This is a genomic window from Larkinella arboricola (genome assembly GCF_003259745.1).
In the GTDB taxonomy this organism is placed as follows: Bacteria; Bacteroidota; Bacteroidia; order Cytophagales; family Spirosomataceae; genus Larkinella; species Larkinella arboricola.
The window spans coordinates 579,176-601,437 of record NZ_QLMC01000005.1; the positions used below are offsets into that span (position 1 = coordinate 579,176).

Annotated in this window: 22 protein-coding genes; 13 read left to right on the plus strand and 9 right to left on the minus strand. The window is 53.1% G+C overall.

What is annotated here, in order from left to right; all coding sequences use genetic code 11:
* Positions 1-3: 3 nt before the first annotated feature.
* The 3 genes from LX87_RS21615 (at position 4) to LX87_RS21625 (ending at position 2,041) form a co-directional block, all read left to right on the plus strand.
* Positions 4-957 carry a hypothetical protein gene (locus LX87_RS21615; RefSeq protein WP_111630339.1) on the plus strand — a complete coding sequence of 318 codons (954 nt, stop codon included), beginning with the start codon at positions 4-6 and terminating at the stop codon, positions 955-957.
* A gap of 287 nt (positions 958-1,244) precedes the next feature.
* On the plus strand, positions 1,245-1,604 hold the full coding sequence (locus tag LX87_RS21620) for a DUF4180 domain-containing protein (protein WP_111630340.1): 360 nt from the start codon (positions 1,245-1,247) through the stop codon (positions 1,602-1,604).
* 98 nt (positions 1,605-1,702) lie between these two features.
* The gene (locus LX87_RS21625) at positions 1,703-2,041 is read left to right on the plus strand and encodes a TfoX/Sxy family protein (protein ID WP_111630513.1); all 339 of its coding nucleotides are present in this window, start codon (positions 1,703-1,705) and stop codon (positions 2,039-2,041) included.
* Between the two features lie 19 nt (positions 2,042-2,060).
* On the opposite strand, the gene LX87_RS21630 is transcribed toward LX87_RS21625, so the two are convergent.
* A complete protein-coding gene (locus tag LX87_RS21630; RefSeq protein WP_111630341.1) occupies positions 2,061-3,800 on the minus strand; it encodes an SWIM zinc finger family protein in 1,740 nt (579 codons plus the stop codon).
* Between the two features lie 153 nt (positions 3,801-3,953).
* On the opposite strand from LX87_RS21630, the gene corA reads away from it, so the two are divergent.
* Both corA and LX87_RS21640 read left to right on the plus strand, forming a co-directional pair.
* A complete protein-coding gene (gene corA, locus LX87_RS21635) occupies positions 3,954-4,904 on the plus strand; it encodes a magnesium/cobalt transporter CorA (protein ID WP_111630342.1) in 951 nt (316 codons plus the stop codon).
* Positions 4,905-4,989: 85 nt separating this feature from the next.
* Positions 4,990-5,853 carry a mechanosensitive ion channel family protein gene (locus LX87_RS21640; RefSeq protein ID WP_111630343.1) on the plus strand — a complete coding sequence of 288 codons (864 nt, stop codon included), beginning with the start codon at positions 4,990-4,992 and terminating at the stop codon, positions 5,851-5,853.
* A 100-nt stretch (positions 5,854-5,953) separates the two neighbouring features.
* Here LX87_RS21640 and LX87_RS21645 read toward each other — a convergent pair whose 3' ends face one another.
* Entirely contained in the window at positions 5,954-6,823 is an 870-nt protein-coding gene (locus tag LX87_RS21645; protein ID WP_111630344.1) for an endonuclease/exonuclease/phosphatase family protein, read from the minus strand.
* Positions 6,824-7,043: 220 nt separating this feature from the next.
* Between LX87_RS21645 and LX87_RS21650 the strand changes: the two genes are divergently transcribed.
* From LX87_RS21650 to LX87_RS29135, 5 genes are all read left to right on the plus strand, one after another.
* On the plus strand, positions 7,044-7,625 hold the full coding sequence (locus LX87_RS21650; RefSeq protein WP_111630345.1) for a hypothetical protein: 582 nt from the start codon (positions 7,044-7,046) through the stop codon (positions 7,623-7,625).
* An 85-nt stretch (positions 7,626-7,710) separates the two neighbouring features.
* Complete coding sequence (locus LX87_RS21655) at positions 7,711-8,235, plus strand: (2Fe-2S)-binding protein (RefSeq protein ID WP_111630346.1); 525 nt, start codon at positions 7,711-7,713, stop codon at positions 8,233-8,235.
* Between the two features lie 4 nt (positions 8,236-8,239).
* The gene (locus tag LX87_RS21660) at positions 8,240-9,250 is read left to right on the plus strand and encodes an FAD binding domain-containing protein (RefSeq protein WP_111630347.1); all 1,011 of its coding nucleotides are present in this window, start codon (positions 8,240-8,242) and stop codon (positions 9,248-9,250) included.
* Entirely contained in the window at positions 9,247-11,478 is a 2,232-nt protein-coding gene (locus tag LX87_RS21665) for a xanthine dehydrogenase family protein molybdopterin-binding subunit (RefSeq protein WP_111630348.1), read from the plus strand. The genes LX87_RS21660 and LX87_RS21665 overlap by 4 nt, the downstream gene beginning before the upstream one ends.
* Before the next feature lie 69 nt (positions 11,479-11,547).
* On the plus strand, positions 11,548-12,852 hold the full coding sequence (locus LX87_RS29135; protein ID WP_111630349.1) for a DUF6600 domain-containing protein: 1,305 nt from the start codon (positions 11,548-11,550) through the stop codon (positions 12,850-12,852).
* 60 nt (positions 12,853-12,912) lie between these two features.
* Here LX87_RS29135 and LX87_RS21675 read toward each other — a convergent pair whose 3' ends face one another.
* The 6 genes from LX87_RS21675 to LX87_RS21700 all read right to left on the minus strand — a co-directional run bounded on the left by LX87_RS21675 (position 12,913) and on the right by LX87_RS21700 (position 18,539).
* Positions 12,913-13,218: a DUF3817 domain-containing protein gene (locus LX87_RS21675; RefSeq protein WP_111630350.1), complete on the minus strand. Its 306-nt coding sequence runs from the start codon at positions 13,216-13,218 to the stop codon at positions 12,913-12,915.
* A gap of 2 nt (positions 13,219-13,220) precedes the next feature.
* Entirely contained in the window at positions 13,221-13,685 is a 465-nt protein-coding gene (locus LX87_RS21680) for a hypothetical protein (protein ID WP_111630351.1), read from the minus strand.
* Positions 13,686-13,762: 77 nt separating this feature from the next.
* Positions 13,763-14,668: a helix-turn-helix domain-containing protein gene (locus LX87_RS21685; RefSeq protein ID WP_111630352.1), complete on the minus strand. Its 906-nt coding sequence runs from the start codon at positions 14,666-14,668 to the stop codon at positions 13,763-13,765.
* On the minus strand, positions 14,665-15,153 hold the full coding sequence (locus tag LX87_RS21690; protein ID WP_111630353.1) for a YdeI/OmpD-associated family protein: 489 nt from the start codon (positions 15,151-15,153) through the stop codon (positions 14,665-14,667). The genes LX87_RS21685 and LX87_RS21690 overlap by 4 nt, the downstream gene beginning before the upstream one ends.
* Before the next feature lie 61 nt (positions 15,154-15,214).
* Positions 15,215-17,785 carry a DUF5686 and carboxypeptidase-like regulatory domain-containing protein gene (locus LX87_RS21695; protein ID WP_111630354.1) on the minus strand — a complete coding sequence of 857 codons (2,571 nt, stop codon included), beginning with the start codon at positions 17,783-17,785 and terminating at the stop codon, positions 15,215-15,217.
* 199 nt (positions 17,786-17,984) lie between these two features.
* A complete protein-coding gene (locus LX87_RS21700) occupies positions 17,985-18,539 on the minus strand; it encodes a GNAT family N-acetyltransferase (protein WP_146624527.1) in 555 nt (184 codons plus the stop codon).
* 269 nt (positions 18,540-18,808) lie between these two features.
* Between LX87_RS21700 and LX87_RS29285 the strand changes: the two genes are divergently transcribed.
* The gene (locus LX87_RS29285) at positions 18,809-18,934 is read left to right on the plus strand and encodes a hypothetical protein (protein WP_262511100.1); all 126 of its coding nucleotides are present in this window, start codon (positions 18,809-18,811) and stop codon (positions 18,932-18,934) included.
* Positions 18,931-20,646, plus strand: coding sequence for a sodium:solute symporter family protein (locus LX87_RS21705; RefSeq protein ID WP_111630356.1), 1,716 nt, complete (start codon positions 18,931-18,933; stop codon positions 20,644-20,646). The genes LX87_RS29285 and LX87_RS21705 overlap by 4 nt, the downstream gene beginning before the upstream one ends.
* 74 nt (positions 20,647-20,720) lie before the next feature.
* Here LX87_RS21705 and LX87_RS21710 read toward each other — a convergent pair whose 3' ends face one another.
* Positions 20,721-21,632 carry a DUF2911 domain-containing protein gene (locus LX87_RS21710; RefSeq protein ID WP_111630514.1) on the minus strand — a complete coding sequence of 304 codons (912 nt, stop codon included), beginning with the start codon at positions 21,630-21,632 and terminating at the stop codon, positions 20,721-20,723.
* An 82-nt stretch (positions 21,633-21,714) separates the two neighbouring features.
* On the opposite strand from LX87_RS21710, the gene LX87_RS21715 reads away from it, so the two are divergent.
* Positions 21,715-22,257 (plus strand): NUDIX hydrolase, encoded by a 543-nt coding sequence (locus LX87_RS21715; RefSeq protein ID WP_111630357.1) that lies wholly within the window; start codon positions 21,715-21,717, stop codon positions 22,255-22,257.
* The last annotated feature ends 5 nt before the right edge of the window (positions 22,258-22,262 follow it).

Below are 22,262 nucleotides of genomic sequence, written 5' to 3' on the forward strand. Positions count from 1 at the left end.
ATTATGCAAAAAATACTTTTAAAGTCTTTATACCTGATTGCCTCCATTAAATACCCCAAAGTACGGTCTGATTTACGGTATTTTATTAGAGATAATTATTATTGCAGGCTTAATCAAGTTAAGTATATTTTCAAAGATTACTTTGTTAAAAAGAAGTATAAAATTGTTAATTATCAGGGTGAATTTGATCAGGAATTAAGATATATATTACCGTTTGCCTATTGGCACCATGTGAATGGGACGCTCGAAAGAACCGTTTCCTGCAAAGACATGAAAGAGTTTTATTTTTTCAGTAAAAATCACGAAGAAAGATACACAGAACGGATTTGGCAGGCAGGATACAATTACTATGAGGTGCCAAATATGACGCATAGTAATACGTTTGACTACAGTAAATGGCTCAGAGTGCCTCTAAAGAAACAGTATGCCAATTCGATCTTTTTATACGACAAGCCTGCTTTAATTATTGCGAATAAATACAACATTGAATGGGATAAGCCCCCTGTTAACTATTTAGATCTTCCAATCCTTGGTAAATTAATTACTTCGCTGAAAGATAGGTATCAAATTATATATAACAGACCGCTTGCCAAACAGATCGTGGGGGATAACAGCGAAATACTGGATCTGAATGAATATGCCTGGATACGGGAAGCTCATCCGGAAGTTTTGCTGATGAACGATCTTTACGAACGGCATTCTAATGAAGTTAATAACTTTAACCACCTTCAGCTACTGGTTTATGCCAACTGCAATAGATTTATTTCGATGCACGGGGGTACGGCTGCCTTCGCCAGTTATTTCGAAGGAATTAATATAATTTTATCTGCTCCTGGTAACGGTATGGAGCACCATTTTAATGAATTCGAAACGATATTTCCCCAACTTTCGGGAGCTAAAATTCTCCACGCCAAAAACAGAGAAGAAGTTTTGCAGTATGTAAACCTCCATTATTGAGGACCAGACTGACGTTCCCGGTCCTGTATCCGGCATTCATTCATACGAAAAGCCACGCTTCTCTTTTTGAGGAGCACCTTAATTAAACTCCGGTTCTTCCTCCTAATCACTTCACGTGCTCAACAATCACGGCTGTCAGCTCATCTAAGCGGATAGCCCTATTGGCTCTTCAAACTATTTTTGGTTAATATACCGTCATAAAACCCGGACAAAAAGCAACCAACAGTTGCTGTAGCGGGTTCTGATTACATTAGCGAGCAAATACAACCCACCCAAACGAGCGAGAAATGCAGATTGAAACACACCCGATTAAGGATCAAAAAATAGCCGAAGTAGTTTCCGATGATGTCGTGATTTCCAGCGTGGAAGATGGCCTGGACTTACTCGGAAATTTATACTATCAGGGGTTCGATGCCATGATAGTTTATGAGAAAAACATCACCCCGACTTTCTTTGATTTAAAAACCGGTTTAGCGGGCGAAATCCTGCAAAAGTTTTCCAATTATCGGGTTCGGCTGGCCATCGTCGGGGACTTTACCCAATATCAAAGCAAAAGCATCCGGGATTTTATCCTCGAAAGCAACAAGGCCGGGCATATCAATTTCGTGTCGTCCCGAGACGAAGCGCTCGACCGGTTTTCCCGCTAACTAATGCTTGCCCAAATGCTGGAAATGTTTGCCTAGCCGTGTTTGGCAGCGGTTTCGGGATTGCGTATTTTGACGGTGTTAATTCCAAACCGTTTGATATGCCTTATAGCGAAGCATTGGCCGACCGGGTTCGGGAGCGGCTGGCCGATTTGCCTAATCTGGAAGAAAAAGCCATGATGGGCGGCAGGCTCTTTCTGTACAACGATAAAATGGTAGTGGGCGTCATTCAGGACGACTTGCTGTGCCGCATTGATCCGGCTATTTATGAGCAGATGCTCGAAAAAAACGGGTGTCGGATGATGTACTCGGGCAAACGCCCAATGAAAGGGTACGTGCTGGTGGATGAAAGCGGCCGGCGAACCCAGAAAGAGTTTGAGGAGTGGATCCGGCTGGCACTGGACTATAACCCCAAAGCGAAGTCGTCCCGAAAGAAATAACCATTGTGTCTGGGTGCGGTTATTGTACCGCATTCAGCTCCTCCAGAAAAGCCAGTCGGCGCGGGTTTTTGTCTTTTAACAGCTTAATCAACGCATTCATGACCGGGATGCTTTCCGGAATGTCGCTCTTGAGCAGAGCAATGAGTTGCGCCAGCCGACGATACTCCGAACGATCGGCGGCTTTTTCACCCAGTTTTTCGAGCACCGGCAGATACAGCGCGAGCATCTCGGTCGGAAAGCGGGCGGCCAGGTGCGGATGCGCCTGTTGGAGCCGCTCCAGACTGGGTTGTTCCTGCACCAGATTCAGCAGGGCCGCCCACTGTTTTTCTTCTACATAAAGGGGCGCTAACTGGTGGAACAGCGTGTCCGGTTCATAAAACCACACGGCTTTTCGCTGGCTTGTGTGCTGTGCCGCAGTTTGCGTAATGGACCGGATCAGCGCGTTGTATTCATCGGCCCATTCACGGGCCGAAAAAGTTTGTTTCCACTGCCGGTAATAGGGAAGCGAAACCGCCTGACCGGGTTCGAACGCAAACGCCTTTGTCCAGTGCCGGATGGTCGGGATGTCGTTTTCCCGGTAGGCAATGGCCAGCAGTTGCTCCTGCCACCGCCGAATCGTGCCGGGATGCTTTTTCTGTTCGGCCAGCCGAATGCCTTCCTGAACCAGCGCCCTGGCCTGCGCGAACTGCCCCGCTTCGACGGCTTCGGCCACCACTTCCTGCCGGACCTCAACAATGTCCAGACTTTCCTGCGTGAGCCTGCGAACCTCGTCGGTGCGGCCAATGGCCTTCAGAAACCGGATTTGGGTCGTTCGGAGCAGGTGCTGCGTGTAGTCCTGGTAATTGTCCCGGTGGAGCGGAATTAACTGGTCGATCAGCGCCAGAAAGCGATCCGGCTCGCTCATTCTGAGGGTCACCTGAAAGGCGGTATCGAGTAGTCTGGCGCCGAAATCGGCATACTCGAAATAGTTCGACTTTTTTAGTTCAACGGACAGGAAATCAAACAGTTGTTCCCGAAGCGGCTGGGCCGTTTCTTCAGAACTGGCCAGCTGGGTTAGTAGGTGGATGGCGTCGGAAATGGTACCGCTGAGGTAGCCCGCCGAGTCGTCGCAACGTTCGAGAAGATTTACCAGTTCGACGATCACCACCCGGCTGACCGTCAGGGCATCCCGGTAGTTTTTCTGGGCTAGAAATTGATGGCCCGTTACGAGGAACGTCCTGATTTCGCGGGCCAGTTTTCCGGTTTTCCGGTATTCGACAAAGCCCCGGCTGGAATGGGCGCGAATGGCTTTCCTGACCAGTTCGGTATACTGTTTTCCAACGTCGATGCGGTCGTCTTTGTCGGCAAAATAAAGCTGCACCTTGCTGGCAAAGGTCTTATCCGTGGCTGCGTAATCGGCCACAAACCGTCGAAGTTCCTCAACGGTTATTTGTTGCAGCAGATCGTCGAGGGTGAGTTTTTTAGAAGCGCGTTTGGTTTTGGGCTTGGGTTGATTCAATTTTTCGCGCAGGGCAAACAGCACAGATACCGTATGCTTGCAAAAGGATTCTTCCACCGGGCAGTCGCAAAAGGCATCCAAAAGGGTACGGCCCTGCAACTGGATTTCTACCGTATAGACCTCTGACCCTTCCACCTCGGCATTCCAGCCTGTATCGTCGGCCTGCTCAAGATACAAAACGGCTTTCCGGGTAAAATAACGGCGACCTTTCTGCACGGTATTTGTGTCGAGTTGCTGGTCGAACGTATCAATTGTCAGCATAGGCCGGTAGCGAATGTTTCTGCTTCCATTCTGCAAAAGTAAGAGAGTTCGGCAGGGCAGTGGTCAACTTCGCTTTTTTTCTCAACTTTGCGGCCAAACCGTCGTTCCGGTAGCGGGCGGTGGGTTGCCCGTTCATCAGCTAACTACTGATCCATGATTCGCATATTTCAACAGGATGAAACCGCCGTTCGGAAGGTTCGGGATATTGATTCGTTTTCGGATACCGAGCGAACCCTTTGGGTGGATTTGCAAAACCCCTCGCGGGAGGAAACCAAGAGCGTCGAAGACAAGTTTGATGTTAATTTCCAGAGCCAGCAGGAGCAGGCTGAGATCGAAAGCAGTTCGCGTTACATCGAAGAAGATGACTTTCTGATTGCCAATTCCAACTTTCTGATTCCGGATAAAGAGCATATGTACGTGACGGTTCCGGTCAGTTTTATGCTCAAGGACGACACGCTGTTCACCTACCGGAATGCGGATTTGCGGTCGTTTGCCGATACCGTTAAGAAAATCAAGTCCCGGCGCTCGGTGTTCAACGACGGTGCCCAGATTCTGATTACCATTTTTGAGTCGCGGATCGACCACGACGCCGACCTGATCGAGATGGTTTCGCAGGAAATTAAAGCCATCAACCGAAAACTGGACCTGGATGCCGCCCTTGATCGGGAGATGCTCCTGAAAATCAACGATTACCAGGAACTGACGATGTCGATCCGGGAGAACGTTGTCGATAAGCAACGGGTGATTTCGGCCATGATCCGCAGCGACGGCTGGTTTACGAACGACGAGCAGCAACGGCTCCGGACGCTGATCAAGGACATCAACTCGCTGATTGACCACACGAATTTCATTTTTGAACGGCTGGAATTTTTGCAGAACACCTTCCTCGGTTTGATTGATCTGGAGCAGAACCGCATCGTTAAAATCTTTACCGTCGTTTCGCTGGTGTTTCTGCCGCCGACGCTGCTGGCGAGCATCTGGGGGATGAACTTTACCAACATGCCGGAACTGAGCTGGCAGTTTGGTTATCCGCTGGCGCTGACCTCCATTGTGTTGTCCTCGCTGGTTACGCTCTGGATTTTCCGGCGAAAAAACTGGCTGTAAAACCGGTAGCGATGAATTAATCGTATTCCGGGCGTTACTTTTTGAAGTTTCAACCTTCTCAACAGGAAACTTTAAAAAGAATTGTATGGAATCCCCCGCTTTTTCAGTGCAGAGTGTGGTCGATCAGGTAGCGGCTTTTGCTACGCTTTACGGCTTTAAAATTTTGCTGGCTATCACCATCCTGATTATCGGGCTGTGGCTTACGAATCAGGTGGTCAGAATGCTGGCTGCGGTGATGAGCAAACGGCAGGTTGACCGGGATGTGCAGCCCTTTCTGCTTTCGCTGGTCAGCGTCCTTCTGAAAGTGCTGGTACTGCTCAGTGTGGCCAGCACACTCGGTGTCGAAACAACCTCGTTTGTTGCCATCATCGGTGCTGCGGGGCTGGCGGTGGGGCTGGCTTTGCAGGGCAGTCTGGCCAATTTTGCGGGTGGTGTTCTGATTCTGACGTTCAAGCCGTTCCGGGTGGGCGATCTGGTGACGGCGCAGGGCTTTACGGGAAACGTGGAAGCCATTCGCATTTTCGACACGGTTCTGGTTACGCCCGATAACCGTACGATCATCCTGCCCAACGGAGCCTTGTCCACTTCACCCATGACCAATATTTCCGGTAAAGGAACCATCCGCGTGGATATGGTTTTTGCCGCCGGTAATTCCAACTCGGTCGACAGCATCAAGGCGTCGATTGCCCGCGTGATCGATACCTGTCCTTATGCGCAGAAAGACCGGACCCACGATATTCTGTTAACCAAACTCACCGAACTGGCTTTCCACTTCGACGTGCGGGTCTGGACCAACAGCGACACATACTGGGACACGTATTACTTTGTCCACGAAGGCATTGCCCGGCAATTTGCCAAAGACGGTATTCAGGGGCCTCAACCGAGCATTACGGTTTCGGGTAATTTCACCAATCCCGGTAACGGCGTGCTGACCAGACAGGCGGCATAGGGAAAAAAGCAATTACACAGAGGTAATCAGAGATAATCGGGGTTAATCAGAGAAAATTCTGCTTGACTCTGATGTCCTCTGATCACCTCTGGGTAATCATTCATTTCAACAGCACCCGGCTCAGTACCGGCCAGTGGTCGGAAATAAAAACGTTGTCTTTCATAATAGGCAGATAGTCGTGGCGGTTTACGTCAATGTCCGGGCCGACAAAGATGAAGTCAATCACGGGGCCGCGCTGATCGGTTCTGAAGCCGTTAAAGGTGCTCTTGCCGCCTGTATGCGGGTTTTCGGATAAACGTTCGGTATTGGTGAGCTTCACAGACGAATGACTCGTCAAGGTCTGGAGGGCCGGCGAAATTTCCGGGGTATTGAAATCGCCGGTTAGAATCACGGGTAAGTCCTGGCTTACCTTCTTTATCCGGGCTATCAGCAGTTTGGCGCTGTTCTGGCGGGCCGTTTCGCTGATGTGGTCGAAGTGTGTGTTGATGACAAAAACCTGACGGCCATTCCGCTTGTCCTCAAAAATACCGTAGGTCGCTACACGCGGAAAGGCCGCTTCCCATGACTGACTGCCCGGCACGTCGGGCGTTTCGGAAAGCCAGAATGTGCCTTGTTTGAGAAGCTCAAATTTCTGTTTATTATAAAAAATCGGGCAGAACTCGCCCTGCTGTTTCCCATCCTCACGCCCTGCACCAATCCAGCCGTACGTGGGTAGCTGATCCTGCAAATCGGCAATCTGTCCCGCCAGTGCTTCCTGCAATCCGGCAAAATCGACCTGATAATTCCTGATGACACCAGCGGCCATTTCCCGGCGGTTGGGCCAGGCATTCAGACCGTCCTGCGGAGTAGTAGCCTGAATGTTAAACGAGAGGATATTCAGCGCCAACCGGGCCGTTCCGGTGGGAACGGTTTGGGCCGAAACGTTTGCAACAAGAACGAAGACCGTTAGAAGCAGAAAGGCTACTCGCATGAGATGAGGTTTAATTGCGACGAAGTAAGCCTTCGGTAACCGGAAAACCAACCGAATGGCTTATATTTCGAGAGCCCGTTGCCCGGTGACAGTGAAGGATTTCGCAGCAAATCGTAGTTCGCCAGGGGAGAGTTGATGCCGTTGCTTGGCTTGTGTGTCCTGATTCAGTGAGCCAACCGTTGGTTTGTCAAAGAAAGTTATATCTCCTATACCTGCTAAAATGACGACTCATCAACCCCCGACCAGCGGCATTTTAAACTGGTCATTTCGGTTCTGGTGGACTTACTTCGTACCCATTTCGTTCTGGATGCTGTTGGCGGCTCTGGGTCGCGCAATCCAGATGCGGCTTTTCGGACCCATACCGTCTGGCGTTTATTACGGGTTGGAAATCCTGGTTGAATGCGTGCGAATTATAACGGTGCTGGTCATTGTAGGGCACGGAAGTCCGCGACAGGGTGCCCGAAAAATCGTCCGGCTATTCCGTTTCAACCGAAGCCAATGGCGCGAAATAGGCCGGGCCGTCCGGCTGACAATCCGGCAACAGTGGGCAGTTTCGCTGATCAACCTTCTGGTATTTAGTTTGATCGCTTTCGGGTTCAACAAGCTGAATGGCATCATTGCCGATCAGTCCGTTCTGCTTCCATTTCTGAAACGTAACGGCCTGGTCGATGCCGCTGCAACGGGAATGCCGGTATTTTTCTTTCTGAAAAACCTGACGGTGATTCCGTTTACCCTGGTTTTTGAATATGGCCTATTCTGTTGGCTGGCCCGTCGATGGCCGGTCATTCCCAAGCCGGTTTAGGCCGGGGCATAAGTAAAACGCCGATCTTCCAACATTTAGGGAGCAATTGGGATTTGCATAAGTAGTTGATAATCCGACAATCACTATGCGAACAACCCTGTCTCCGGAAACCGACGCGAGTCCCACTACGCTGCCGGAAAAAACAACCATTCAGCTAACCATCAACGGCTCGGTTCACCATCTGGAACTGGCACCCTGGACATCCCTGCTCGATGCCCTGCGGGAATACCTGCACCTGACGGGCACTAAAAAAGGCTGCGATCATGGTCAGTGCGGAGCCTGTACGGTTCTGGTCGATGGCAAACGAATCAACTCTTGCCTGACCCTGGCTATCATGAAAGAGGGTGCCGAGATCACTACCATTGAAGGATTGGCGGGGGAAAACGGCCTTCATCCGCTGCAAACGGCTTTTATTGAACACGACGCTTACCAGTGCGGCTACTGCACACCGGGGCAAATCTGCTCGGCGGTGGGCCTGATGAACGAGGGCCGGGCCAAAACAACCGACGACATTCGCGAACTGATGAGTGGTAATATATGCCGGTGTGGGGCCTATCCGCACATTGTCGATGCGATTCAGGAAGTCATGAAAATCGATCCCAAAGCCTGACGTTATGAACCGATTCTCCTATTCCCGACCCGGCAACGTCGATACGGCCGTGGGCGAACTGACCCGGCACGAGGGCGCGAAATTTATTGCGGGCGGTACCAACCTGCTCGACTTGATGAAAGAAAATGTTGAGCGGCCCAATCACCTGATTGACATCAACCACCTGGCGCTGAAGACCATTGAAGACACGGAAGACGGTGGGCTCCGGCTCGGTGCGCTGGCAACCAATGCCGATACCGCCTATAACGACAAAGTTGAGAGTCGGTATCCGCTGTTGTCGCAGGCCATTCTGGCGGGTGCTTCGGCGCAGTTGCGGAACATGGCGACCAACGGCGGCAACCTGTTTCAGCGGACCCGCTGCTACTATTTTTACGATACCGGTACACCCTGCAACAAACGCGAACCCGGTTCGGGCTGCGGAGCCTTTAACGGTTTTAACCGCATCCACGCCATTCTGGGCACCTCGGACGAAAACCCGGAAACCCGCTGCATCGCTACCCATCCGTCGGATATGGCCGTGGCACTGGCGGCTCTTGAGGCCATTATTCGGGTAACCGGCCCTAACGGCGAGCGGACCGTACCCATCGCGGATTTTCACCGGCTGCCCGGCAACGAACCCTGGCTCGATACCACCATCCAGCCCGGCGAACTGGTGACGGCCATTGACCTGCCCGCCAAAGGATTTCCCGACTACTACGCCTACATCAAGCTGCGCGATCGGCAGTCGTACGCCTTTGCGCTGGTGTCGGTGGCCGTGGGGCTGGAAATTGAAAACAACCAGATTACCGACGCCCGGATTGCTCTGGGGGGTGTGGCGCATAAGCCGTGGCGCAAGCCCGAAGCCGAAGCAATGCTGGTCGGAAAAACCGTTACCGAAGCGGATTTCCAGTCGGTGGCCGAAACGATTCTGAGCGGAGCGAAAGGGTACGGGCACAATACATTTAAAATCGAACTGGCTAAACGCGCCATTGTGCGGGCACTGCAACGGGCGGCTAAAACCGAAACGGAATCATGACAAAATACATCGGAAAATCCATGAGCCGCGTGGATGGCGTGGCCAAAGTGACCGGAAAAGCCAAATATGCCGCCGAATATTCTGCGCCGGATCTGGCGTACGGCTACGTCGTTTGCAGCACCATTGCCAAAGGGAAAATCACGCGCATCAATACCGACGAGGTCCTGCAAATACCGGGGGTTATTCAACTTTTTACCCATGAAAACCGGCCCCGGCTGGCGTGCTTCGACCTCAATTACAAGGATCAGGACGCCCCGCCGGGTTCGCCTTTCCGGCCTCTGCGCGACGAGAAGGTGGTCTACAACGGCCAGCCGATTGCGCTGGTGGTGGCTGAAACGTTTGAAATTGCGCGGTATGCGGCCTCGCTGGTTAAAGTCGAGTATGAGCAGGAAGACCATGATACCGCACTGGAACACAACCTGCATCGGGGCCGGGGGCCAAAATCGGGTGTGGCCAGTTTGTTAAAGTCGCCCCCGCCCAAACCACGGGGTGATTTCGAAAAGGCATTTCAGGCGGCCCCCTTTAAAACGACGGGTCAGCATATTCACTCCGTTGAGCATCACAATCCAATCGAGATGTTTGCCAGCACCGTCGTGTACGAGAAAAACGGGAAGCTGACGATTTACGACAAGACGCAGGGCGCGCCCAATAGCCAGATGTATGTGGCCCAGGTGTTTAATCTGCCGTTCAAGGATGTGCGGGTGATCTCGCCTTACGTAGGGGGCGCGTTTGGGTCGGGTCTGCGCCCGCAGTATCAGTTGTTTCTGGCGGTTCTGGCGGCTCTCGAACTGAAACGGTCGGTTCGGGTTTCGTTAACCCGTCAGCAGATGTTTACATTCGGTCACCGACCGGCTACGGTTCAAAATCTGTCGCTGGGCGCAACGGCGGACGGAACCCTCGACGCCATTCGGCACGATGCGATAGCCGAAACATCGCGGTTTGAAGATTACTTTGAAATTGTCGTCAACTGGTCGGGAATGCTGTACCCGGCCGAGAACACCAAATCTACTTACGACCTTGTGCCGCTGGATGTCTTCACTCCGCTGGATATGCGGGCACCCGGTGGGGTAACCGGTGTTCCGGCTCTTGAAATGGAGATTGATGAACTGGCGCACAAAATTGGGATGGATCCCATCGAGTTTCGGTTAAAAAATTACACCGAAAAGGACATGGATCAGGATCTGCCGTTTTCGAGCAAGGAACTGCGGGAATGTTTCCGGCAGGGGGCCGAACGGTTTGGCTGGTCGGGGCGGAAGCCGGAACCGCGTTCGATGCGCCGGGGACACACGCTCATCGGCTGGGGGATGGCAACTGGTATCTGGGAAGCCTCGCAGGGACCAGCGCGGGCAGAAGCCGTGCTGACGGTGAACGGCAAACTTCGGGTGACCAGCGCCACCGCCGACATTGGTACCGGCACGTACACCATCATGACCCAGATTGCCGCCGATACCCTCGGAATGCCCATCGAAGACGTGATCTTCCGCCTGGGTGATTCGGATATGCCGCTGGCACCGATTGAGGGCGGTTCCTGGACGGCTGCAACGGTCGGTACGGCGGTGAAGGTGGCTTGCGAGGATTTAGGGAAGAAGCTCTTCAAAATGGCGCAGAAAATGAAAAATTCGCCGTTTGCGGACGTGAAGCAGGACGATATCACCTTTGCCGATGCCCATATTCGACTGAAAAGTGATCCGTCGGTCGCCGTTTCGTTGCTGGATATTGTCGGAACAAACGGGGGGCGGGCCGTTAGCGAAACATCCACTTCGCTGCCGAGTATGCTGGAGCAGCGCAAGTACGCCCGGGCCGCTCATTCGGCGGTATTTGTGGAGGTGGAAGTGGACGAAGATTTTGGTACAGTGCGGGTAACGCGCGCGGTGACGGCCGTGGCCGGTGGCAGGATTCTGAACCCGAAAACCGCCCGCAGCCAGATTGTCGGCGGTATGGTGTGGGGAATCAGCAAAGCCCTGGAAGAAGAGAGTGTGATGGACCACCAGTTCGGGCGGTTCATGAACCACAATCTGTCGGAATACCACGTGGCCGTTCATGCCGATATCCGGGAGCTGGACGTGATTTTTGTCGAAGAAAACGACACCATTGTAAACCCGTTGGGCGTGAAAGGACTGGGCGAAATCGGCATTGTTGGAATGCCTGCTGCCGTGGCCAACGCCATCTTCCACGCAACGGGCAAACGCGTTCGTAGTCTGCCGATTACGCTGGATAAATTGTTGTAAACCTGATTAAACCTTTGGGGGCGTTGAGGCATCTAAGGAGAATAAGGCACTTATAACGTCTGCCGGGCCATGAAAACACGACCGATCTTACCAGCTTTTGGTTTAATCTTATTCTTTTTTATCGCGCTGGTTGGGCCGCAGAAAACCGTGGCCCAACCCGGCGTTGATCTGCCGGTTGAGTCTTTTTACGACGAACTGGCGCCCTACGGGCAGTGGGTGCGCAACCCCCAATACGGCCAGGTCTGGATGCCGGAGGTCGAAGCCGACTTCCAGCCGTATGCAACCAATGGCCGCTGGGCCGTTACCGAATACGGCAACACCTGGGTTTCGGATTATGACTGGGGATGGGCACCGTTCCACTACGGTCGCTGGCTGTTCGACGATTACTATGGACGCTGGATCTGGGTACCCGACAGCGAGTGGGGGCCAGCCTGGGTAAGCTGGCGGTCCGGTGGGGGTTACTACGGCTGGGCTCCGCTGGGCCCCGGTATGAGTATTAACGTGAACATCAACATCAACCTGCCGTTCAATTACTGGACGTTTGTTCCGCAGGCGTATTTCACCAGCCCGCGCGTTTACAGCTACTGCATTCCACGCACGCGGGTGGTCAATGTTTACCACAACACTACAATTATCAATAACGTCTACCGGTATAACAACCGATCATACGGCTACGGGCCGCGTCGGGAGGAAATCGAACGGTATACGCGCCGGAATGTGCCGGTGTACCGGGCCAACGAAGTGGTTCGGCGCGGAACAGTCGGGGCGCGGGGTGGTAACGGTTCTTCCTATCCGTCCGACCGGTTCAGCAACCGGGGCGAGTATAACGGAAACAGCCGGGGAACGCTGGCCGAACGAAACCTGAATGATAACCGCTCCAACCGGGGCGGCTTTCCCGGCAGTCGGGGGGATAACGAAATCAATCGGAATGACGGTTTTAACCGCCGACCCGGTACTATGAACCGTCCGGATTTTGGCAACCGCCCCAACATAGACAATGATAATCGTCCGGATTTTAGTAATCGACCGGGTTTCGACAATAATGGTATAGACCGCCCAAACCGGAACGGAAACCGGGTAAACCGTTTCGAAAGTCCTTCCGAGAACCGGGCTAACCCGGGCTATACGCCACGGAGCAACTCGCCCTCGTTTGAACGCCGGTCGGAAAACCGTCCGTTCCCGCAGCCGGACCAATCCAGCCGTCGCGAAGGCTGGTCAGGAAACCGTGGTTTTGAAGGAACTCCGCAACGGATGGAACGCAGCCGGGAGTCGTTCCCGCAACGGTCAGGAGATCAGGCTCCCCGGCACTATCAGGAGCGCCAGAACTCGTCCAACCGGGGCGAAGGGAGCGGTAGCCGTCGCGGACCGCAGTAAACCAGATCAACCAGTTGGAGCCGTTGGGCCGGAGCGTTGTCGCCCCGGTCCAACGGTTTTTTATTTAATGCGGGATAGAATGGTATAATCGATATAAAACGTCCCGAACGGGATAAAGCAGGCCAGAATCACTTTCCAGGTCGTTTCCAGGAATTTCCACCGTCGCTCAATGCCGAAGCTTAACGTGTTGATGACAAACAGCAGGAAAAACAGCCCGTGAACCGGGCCAATGGCTTTCACCAGCGAAGCGTCGCCACCCGAATATTTGAGCGGTACGGCAACGCCCAGCAGCATGAGCAGCGAAATACCTTCCAGAAAGCCGATCAGTCGGAGTCGGCCGAGTTTGGTTTGAAACAGGTTGAACATGGCTAAAAGGCGCGAAAATAAGGTCGATTGGCGAGGGGTGAAAACGGCCAGGGAATGGCCACGAAAATGATCAGCAGCGCCAGCAGGAACCAGATCGTCATGGTTTTGAATTTGGCCCCATCGGTTTCTTTGCGTTTGGAAGCCGCCGATCCGATGGTAATAAAAAATACCGCTACCGTCATCAGCGTAATGTGAATCAGGCCGAAAAACAGGAACTCGAGCTGACGGCTGGCCTGACTGAAGTTGGCCCGGAAATAACTGATCACCGGGCTATTGAAATACAGCGTATAGCCGATCATCAACTGAATGTGCGAGATGGTGGCGGTAATATGCCGGATGGAGTTGTCCGATCGGGTATACATCCTTTGGCCGAACCAGCCGGTTAACCCCCGGTAGGTGGCATACAGCAAACTCAGGAGGACCAGCCATCGGAATGCGGAATGGAAAAATAATAAGGCGGAATACATGGTGATTTGTGGGCATTTCTGATGGGCACAAAGGTCAAAAAACCGTCCGCAACGGGTTAGGATGGATAAAGCCGTTTTTAGGACTTTTCAATCATTCGGCGAAATGCGGAGGGCGTCTGGTTTTCGTATTTCTTGAACAGACGGGTAAAATAAGAGGGATCGTCCAGACCGACTTCCACGGCAATCTCGCTCACCGACAGGTTGGTCTGGCTGAGCAATACCTTGGCTTCGAGCAGAATGGCTTCGTCAATCCACTGGGTCGGCGATTTGCCGGTAATGGCTTTTACGGTTTTATTGAGGTGATTGGGCGTAATGTTTAGCAGCGACGCATAATCCGTAACCCGTTGTTTGGTCCGGATCTGCGAAAAAAGCAGTTCCCGAAACCGGTTGGTAATCGTCACCCCCGCCACCGGACCGGGGCCGGACGCGGGCCGGTAAACCCGGTTGACTTCACACAGCAGGGTGAGCAGATACGACTGGAGCAGGTCGAGGTTCTGAAGACCGTTCTGCGAATAATCGATCATCAGCCGGGCAAACAGCGGCCGGATGAATGCCGCCGACTGCGGACCGGGCTGGATCAGGGGGTTGCCCCAGACCCTGAGAAAATCGAACTCGTTTAACAGGTTGTTCTTGAAAAACTTCCCGATCAGGAAATCCGCATGAAAACCGCAGATATACCCTTTGTTAACATCATCTTCCCGGAACGAAAACACCTGACCGGCGGGTACAAACAGCATCTCATCCGCGTGAATGGTGTATGGCTCGCTGCCGATTTTCATGCTGGCTTCACCGTCGGTGATGTACAGGCAGGAGGTGATGGTGGAGCGGGAAGCCGGTACCGCCCGGGTAACGAACTGATACATATCCTCCACACGCATGATAAAAAACTTACCCATGTCGCCCCGAAAAAAGCCACCCAGTTCTTCCGAGGGCATGAACTGCCCGGTAAACGCCCGCGTATCGTATAGCTTGATTTCACTCATGCCGGCGATGGGTTGATCTTCAGCCGGTCGATCATCATAATGGCCCGGTCGATGCGGACCTGCGGGGTTTTGGCCCCATCGACGTAATAAATGATACCCCGCTGCTGATTGGGTGTCAGCGCGTGAAAAAGCCGGTTGCCTTCTTCGTCAATAGCCAGTAGTTCCGTCAGTTCTTCGGGCATTTTGCGGCCGTATTGGCTGTCGTCTTTCCAGATAACCACCTGGAGCCTATCGCCCAGTTGCAGTTTACCCTGCTGCCGGATGGGCGTTCCGATGCTGATGAAAAACGAACCATCGCCTTTGGGCCGGAGTGCGCAGTGAAACTCGATGCTGTCGTTGAGCAGGCACATGATCCGAACCGGTTTGGGACGCGTAAACTGCTGGGCCACTTCGTCGGGAACGGCCATATAATGGGTTCGGTCGCGCTGCTCAAACCGTTCCAGAATGGATTCAAAACGGACCGACTGGAGAGAATCAGTGTTCATGGTAACATTCGCCCGCAGTTTCTTTCGCCACGGTCCAGCAAATTACCGGTTTTAACCGGGTTTACAAACCCACCTGAAACGACACTTTCACGGCAAACGGCGTCGCGTTGGGATGCTGGCGGTAGGTCAATCGGTGCATGGCTTCCACGCGCACCAGCTTAAAAATATTCTCAAGCCCGTAGCCCACTTCCACGTACGGATCGCGCTGGAGAGAGTAGACGGGCAGCAGGGCTTTTCCGGAGGCATCGTGCGTTGCAATCAGGTTACGATTCGACTCGCTTAAACTGCCCCACAGTAATTTGCCCGTCACAAAACTACGCCAGCCCAGCCGCCGGACCAGCGGAAGCCGGTTGGTGAGCAAGCCTTCAAATTTGTGTTCCAGCGCCACCGATGCGTACCGGTCGCTGACAAACTCGCCGTAATTCATCAGGTTATAGGCCGTGCGGTTGTAGAACGGCGTCTGGTTGCCAACGTGTACCTGCAACAGCGGATAGGGCAGGGTGGAGGGGGTATATCCCGCCTTAACCGTGTATTGCGTCCGCCCGAACAGGCCCCACCGCAGCGTATGATCCAACTGGAACTGCCATTTGTGGAAGTCGCCAAACGTGCCACCCTCAAACGAAGCCGTTCCGTATGTATACCGCAGGCTGACGATGGGCGCGGTTTCGGTGGGTCGGCGCTGCATCCGGCGTTTGGTTACCCGGCGGCTCGGAATCCGCCCCGGTGCGTAACGCAGTTCGAGAAACGCTTCCCGGCTCCAGAAATCAGAACTGAGCACGGTTTGCTGCGTGTCGGGAACGGGTTGGCGGAAGGCAAACGGAAAAAGTGGGTCGATGCGTCGGTAGCGAATACCGGCGGTCTGAATAAAATCGGTTCCTAAATCGCGCTGTACCGACAAAGCCGTTTCGTTCTGGTAAAAAGCTTGCGGGTAAGGGCCGAACCGGCTGGTGATGCGTAAAAAAGGGTTATCGGCTAAATCCTCGGTTCGGAAGCCCAGTTGCTCCAGGTCGTAGGTGCTTTTCAGCGTAATGAGTGTCAGGGGCTGGCGCGTCGGAATGTAGTTGATTTCGCCCCCCATTTTCCAGACCTGATCGCGGGTTCCGTAGGCACCGTAGGCCGATAGCTGCCAGTTCCGGCTGAACTGGTTATTGGTTTGCAACCCCAACCGCAGGCGGTGCCCTTCAACCGGGTTGTAGGCCCACATCGAAAAAACAGACCCGGCCTCAACACCTTTCGTGAGCGGGAGATAGCCGCCGTTGAGTACAAACTGGCCTGTGCGGCTCATGAATTTGATAACCGGCAGATTGCGGACGGTGTCGAGCAGGGCCCGCGTCTGCTGGTTGGTCCCGGATTCTGTGGCGCTTTCCCGCTGCGCCTGCCAGTAGTCGGCGGATGCTTCCGAACGGTCTTCGGCCAACTGGACCTCCGTATCGAAAAACCCGACCGGCCTGGGCCGCCCTACCAGCGGCTGACGAACCGTGGTCCGGTAATCGACCGTGGCCCCGAAGGTATTTTTTACCACCTCATCCACCTGGATGTTCAGGTGCGTCACTTCGGGAAGCCAGGCGCTGGCCGATTCTCCGGCCGTTTCGTAGGTCTGTTCAATGTCGATTTGTTTAATGAAATTCACGTTGGCGGCTGCTCCAACCCGCGCATTGATCTGCACCAGGGCGTAGCTGACGGTATCGATCCACATCTTGCCGCTGAAAACCAGATCGCGCTCGTTTTTGGGATCGAAATCAATGACGTAGCAAGTATGCAGGCCCACCTGAGCGGTATCGGCCAGAAAGTACGAATAGGCCGTCCGGCTATTCTCGGCCAGCGGTGAAATAAACTCCTTTTTGAACAGGCTGACGGTATTCTGGTAAAAATTGAGGGTATTGAAACCGGCTCCCGTAAACATCGTGATGAAGCTGTCGTCGGTCAGCCCGGCGCTGCTGATGGCCGTTTTCAGAATGTGTTCTTTCTGGCGTTCGGGTTGCCGCCGGGCGTACAGTTTCGAAACGGTTTCGGAGAAAAAGATCGGCACGTGCGTCAGCGGTTTTCCGGGTTGTTTTTTCTCGAGTGCCCGCAGAATGGTTTGCACGGGTTTACGTCGGCGGAACCGTTCGGCCAGTTGGGTAATGCTGATCGAAAGCTGGCTGTAGGCTTCATATTCGTAGCCGTCGAGCTTCCGGAAATCATTTTCCGACCGATGGGCCGATACGGCACGCAGGATGCGGAAGGCCGGATTTTCGCCCGCCCGTATTACCACTTCGTTTAATTGCGTTGCCACGGGTTTGAGCACGATTTCGATGGGTTTGTCGGCGCTGGCTGCGTTGAGGGCAACGGTGGTGAGCTGGTAGCCCATGGCCGAAACCAGCAACGAATCGGCCCGTTGGCTGACCGTTAACCGAAACAGGCCGTTTTCATCCGCCTGCGTACCAATGGGTTTGCCTTTGACGGCTACCGAAGCAAACGGAACTGCCGCCCCGGATGGTGTTTCGATGATGCGACCGGAAAGGACCAGCGAGCCGGATGTCGGCTGTCCGAAAGCGGCCCACGTTGTTATGAATATACTTAAAATGGCTGCTGGAAAACGGGTTAAAAGTCGGCGAAAGCCGTTGGATAAGGTTTGCAAACGCAGGTTCATTCTCTTCGTCGTGTTGTTTACTGTGATTTATGCCACTAGGACGACAAAGGTGACGTTTACCCCTACGGTTCAAAGAGAACGGTGTGCGTGAACAGGTAAATTCTACGTTTGAATTGCGGTTTTATGGAAGTGAACTGACTGATTTTTTGATGGGCCTAAACCGTCCGGGAAACCACGGAGCCGCGCAGCGGTTTCTGATTTAGTATTCGGACGCCAGCCGGGCGTAATAAACCGAGTCCAGAAAGCGGCCGTTGAAATAGCTGGCTTCCCTGAAATGGCCTTCTTTCCGAAAACCGCTGCGTTCCAGCACCCGGGCCGACGCCGTATTGTCGGGATCGACGATGGCTACGATGGAATGCAGCTTCATAACCCGAAAACCGTAGTGGACAACGGCCTCCAGGGCTTCCTGCATGATGCCCCGGCCCTGGTACTCCGGATGCAACAGATAGCCCACTTCGGCCCGAAAGTTTTCCGGACTGATCCGGACAAAGCCAATGGTGCCGATAATGCCCGGTTTGTTGTTCAGCGTGATTCCCCAGGTAACGCTCTCATTGCGCCGAATGGCATCGTTAAAAGTCTGAATTAACCGGACCGCATCATCCACCCGGATCGTCAGCGGCCGGGGTATAAACTGCATCAGCGTCGGATCAGAGCGAAGCTGATGCAGCGCTTTTCCGTCCGACTGTTTTAATGGTCTGATGATCAGGCGAGCCGTTGTTAAGGTGGGGCAGGGGGTTAGGTTGATGGTCAACATGGCAAGAATAACGTTAAACGGCGGGAATGATGGGGTGATCGGTTTGCCGCTCAAACCGGATACCGTTCGTTCTCCATCTTTTGCGGGTAAGATACTTCTTTTCGATTTATCTTGCCCAACTGCGGTGAAATGGGGTATGAATGATGGCTAAAATTGCACAATTCGGTAATAATATAGTATCGTTTTTGTTGACCGGAAACGATTCACATACGAGAGATTTACTATTTTCGTTGCCTTAATACAACGTCAGATCCAACCACCGTTTCGTTATGCACCAGTCCGATCCTGATTTGCCACCCTTTGCCCGCTCCTGGCGGCAGCTCTATTTCCTCGTCATTGGCAGTCTGCTGCTGGAGATCGTCTTGTTTTACGGGTTTATGCAGTATTTTTCATGAGTGGTATTGATTGGTTGATTCTGGCCGGTACGCTGGCGCTCATCATCAGTTATGGCGTAATCCGCAGTCGGGGCAACCGCAGCATGGACGATTACCTGCTGGCCGACCAGTCGTTGCCCTGGTACCACGTCTGTCTGTCGGTCATGGCGACGCAGGCCAGTGCGGTTACGTTTCTTTCGGCTCCGGGGCAGGCGTTTACCGACGGGATGCGGTTTGTGCAGTTTTATTTCGGGCTGCCGCTGGCGATGGTGGTGCTGGCCATCACGTTTGTTCCCATCTTTCACCGGCTAAAGGTTTTTACGGCCTACGAATACCTCGAATCCCGGTTCGACGCCCGCGTTCGGGTCTTTACGGCTTTGCTGTTTCTGCTCCAGCGGAGTTTGTCGACGGGTCTTTCCATCTATGCCCCCTCCATTATTTTGTCAACCATTCTGGGGTGGAATATCTTCTGGACCAACATCATCATGGGCGGTATTGTGCTGGTCTACACCGTTTCGGGCGGGGCCAAAGCCATTTCGTACACCCATTTGCAGCAGATGCTGATTGTAACGGTGGCCATGTTTATTGCCGGTTGGATGACGGTACACTTGCTCCCGGCGGATGTCGGTTTTGTGGATGCGCTGCAAGTGGCCGGTAAATCCGGACGGCTCAACACCATTGACCTCACCTTTGACCCCGACAGCCGCTACAACGTCTGGTCGGGCCTGATTGGCGGTTTTTTTCTGCAATTATCGTATTTCGGCACCGATCAATCGCAGGTGGGACGGTATCTGACGGGGCAATCGGTCGGGCAAAGCCGGCTGGGGCTGCTGGCAAACGGGATGCTGAAAGTGCCGATGCAGTTTCTGATTCTTCTGATCGGGGTACTGGTTTTTGTTTTTTACCAGTTCAACCCTTCGCCGGTTTTCTTCAATAAAGTTGAAACCGATCAACTGCTGAAGAGTCCGTATGCCGATCAATACCGTCGGCTGGAAACGGAACACGAGGCCATTGCCGCCCGTCGGCAGAAGGCGGTGCTGACGCTGAACAAGGCGCTCTCCACAGACGATACAAAGTCCGTGGAACAAACCCGGGCGGTTATCAGTCAGACCGATCAGGAAGCCAAAGCGGTGAAAAACCAGGTGGTTGATTTAATTAAAAAGAACAATCCGGTCGGCGACACGAGCGACGTAAATTATGTTTTTCTGCGTTTTGTTCTCGATTTTCTGCCTCACGGCCTGATCGGTCTGCTCATTGCCGTCATTTTCAGCGCATCAATGGGGTCGATTGCGGCTGCCTATAACTCGCTGGCTTCGACCACCATTGTGGATATTTACAAACGGCTTTTCTGTAACAGTTACAGCGACGGTCATTACCTGAAAGCGTCCCGGATTGCGACGGTTATCTGGGGGTTATTCTGCATCGTGGTGGCCCAGTTTGCCAGTAAATTGGGCAGCATGATCGAAGCCGTCAACATTCTGGGCTCCCTGTTTTACGGGGTGATTCTGGGGATTTTTCTGGTGGCCTTTTACTTCAAATCCATCGGCGGAAAGGCCACGTTCTGGGCGGCTGTGCTGACGGAAGGAATTGTCATCTGGTGCTGGTGGACGGAGCTAACGGCTTTTCTGTGGCTTAATGTCATCGGCTGTGTTCTGCTGATCGGTATTGCCTGGTTGCTGGAAAAAGTAATGCCCTCCAGGCGGCTACAACCGGTGGATGCGGTGGATGTGTAATGTTACGGTATTCCGATAAATAGCAACGCCGATTTCAGGGTTGAAATCGGCGCTGGTGTTACAATCTGCTGCGTTTAGGCTTTCTTCTTCTTTCCTTTTGCGGGTGTCGCCGGAATCAGAGCCTGAAAATCGGTAACGCCTTTCTGAATAGCTTCTTTATAGAATCGAAAAACCGGGTCATTGGACGTCTCGCCTACCGTTAATGCCTTTTTGGCCAGCGGCAGGGCTTCGGCTGCTTTGCCCATTTTCGCCAGAATCTGCGCTTTGGTCCAGAGGTTAGCATACGTTTCTTTCAGCCCGATTGATTTATCAGCCCACGCCAGAGCCTGATCGAGATTCCGGTTTTTGGACAGATTCCAGTTGGCTGCGGCTTGCAGTACTCCGGCGTCTTCTGGTTTTTCGGCAACGGCTTTTTCGATGTTAGCCTGCGCATTAGCCAGCACATTGACTTTCAGGTTGGCCGTGGCCCGCGTATCGGCCCAATCCAGGTTGAAATTGGCGGTGCTGTCGGTCAGGTCGCTGAAACCAAGGGTGAACGTTTCCGAAGTTTTGCTCATTTTTTCAGCTTTAATCTGAACCCGAAGCGCATCTTCTTCCTTTTTATAACCGTTAGGAGCCCCTTCTTCGGCAGTGGCCGTCAGGTTTTTGTTAAAGATCAGGGTCCACTCGCCCTGATTCGGAATGGTAAAAACCGAGTACGTTCCGGCGGGAAGCTTCTGCCCCTGCACCATGACGTCCGTGGTGGTTTTGAAGTTGGTAGCGGCATTGGCCCCGGTCCGCCAGAGTTTGCCAAGCGGTGCCAGCGGGGTTTCGTTGCCTAACGCCGGGCGGCCTTTCAGGCTGGGTCGGGAAAAGGTGACTGTAAAGTCAGTTGTACCTACCGTCTGGATTACCGTTGCGCCGGGGCTGGGCTGCGGTAATTTAATTTGCGCGAGGGCGACCTGAGCTCCCAGCGTTAGCAGGGCAAGGATAGACAATTGCTTCATAATTCTTAGATAATTGTATGTCGTAGTAAAATCAGGACGAAGTTGCAGTTTTTTACAGTGAAAGCCAACATTCATTTTTAATATGCACCGTAAACCGTTGTTGAATCTGCTCATGAACTACCAGCCAGTCGATGAAGACGAACGACGGATGCTGGAGCAAACCATTCAGTTTGTCCACACCCATGCTGACTGTTTTGAGCGTCATCTCAGCGTCGGGCATGTGACGGGTTCGGCCTGGATTGTCAGTCCGGACCGGCGGCAGGTAGTGTTGCTGCACCATGCCAAACTCGACCGCTGGTTTCAACCCGGTGGTCATGCCGATGGTGACCCGGATGTGCTGGCGGTGGCGTTGCGGGAAGCGGAGGAAGAAACGGGGCTGTTGGAGTTAAAAGTGGTCAGTTCAGCCATTTTCGATGTGGATGTTCACACCATTCCGGCCCGCGCAACCGAGCCTGAACATCTGCATTATGACATCCGGTTTATGCTGGAAGCCGCTACGGACAGCCCCTTTATCAAGACGCGGGAAACAAAAGACGTGCGCTGGGTAAATTGTAGTGAAATTGAAAATTTAACCTCGGAAAAGTCAATTCTGCGAATGAAAAGCAAAATTAATGCTGATAACTAAAAACA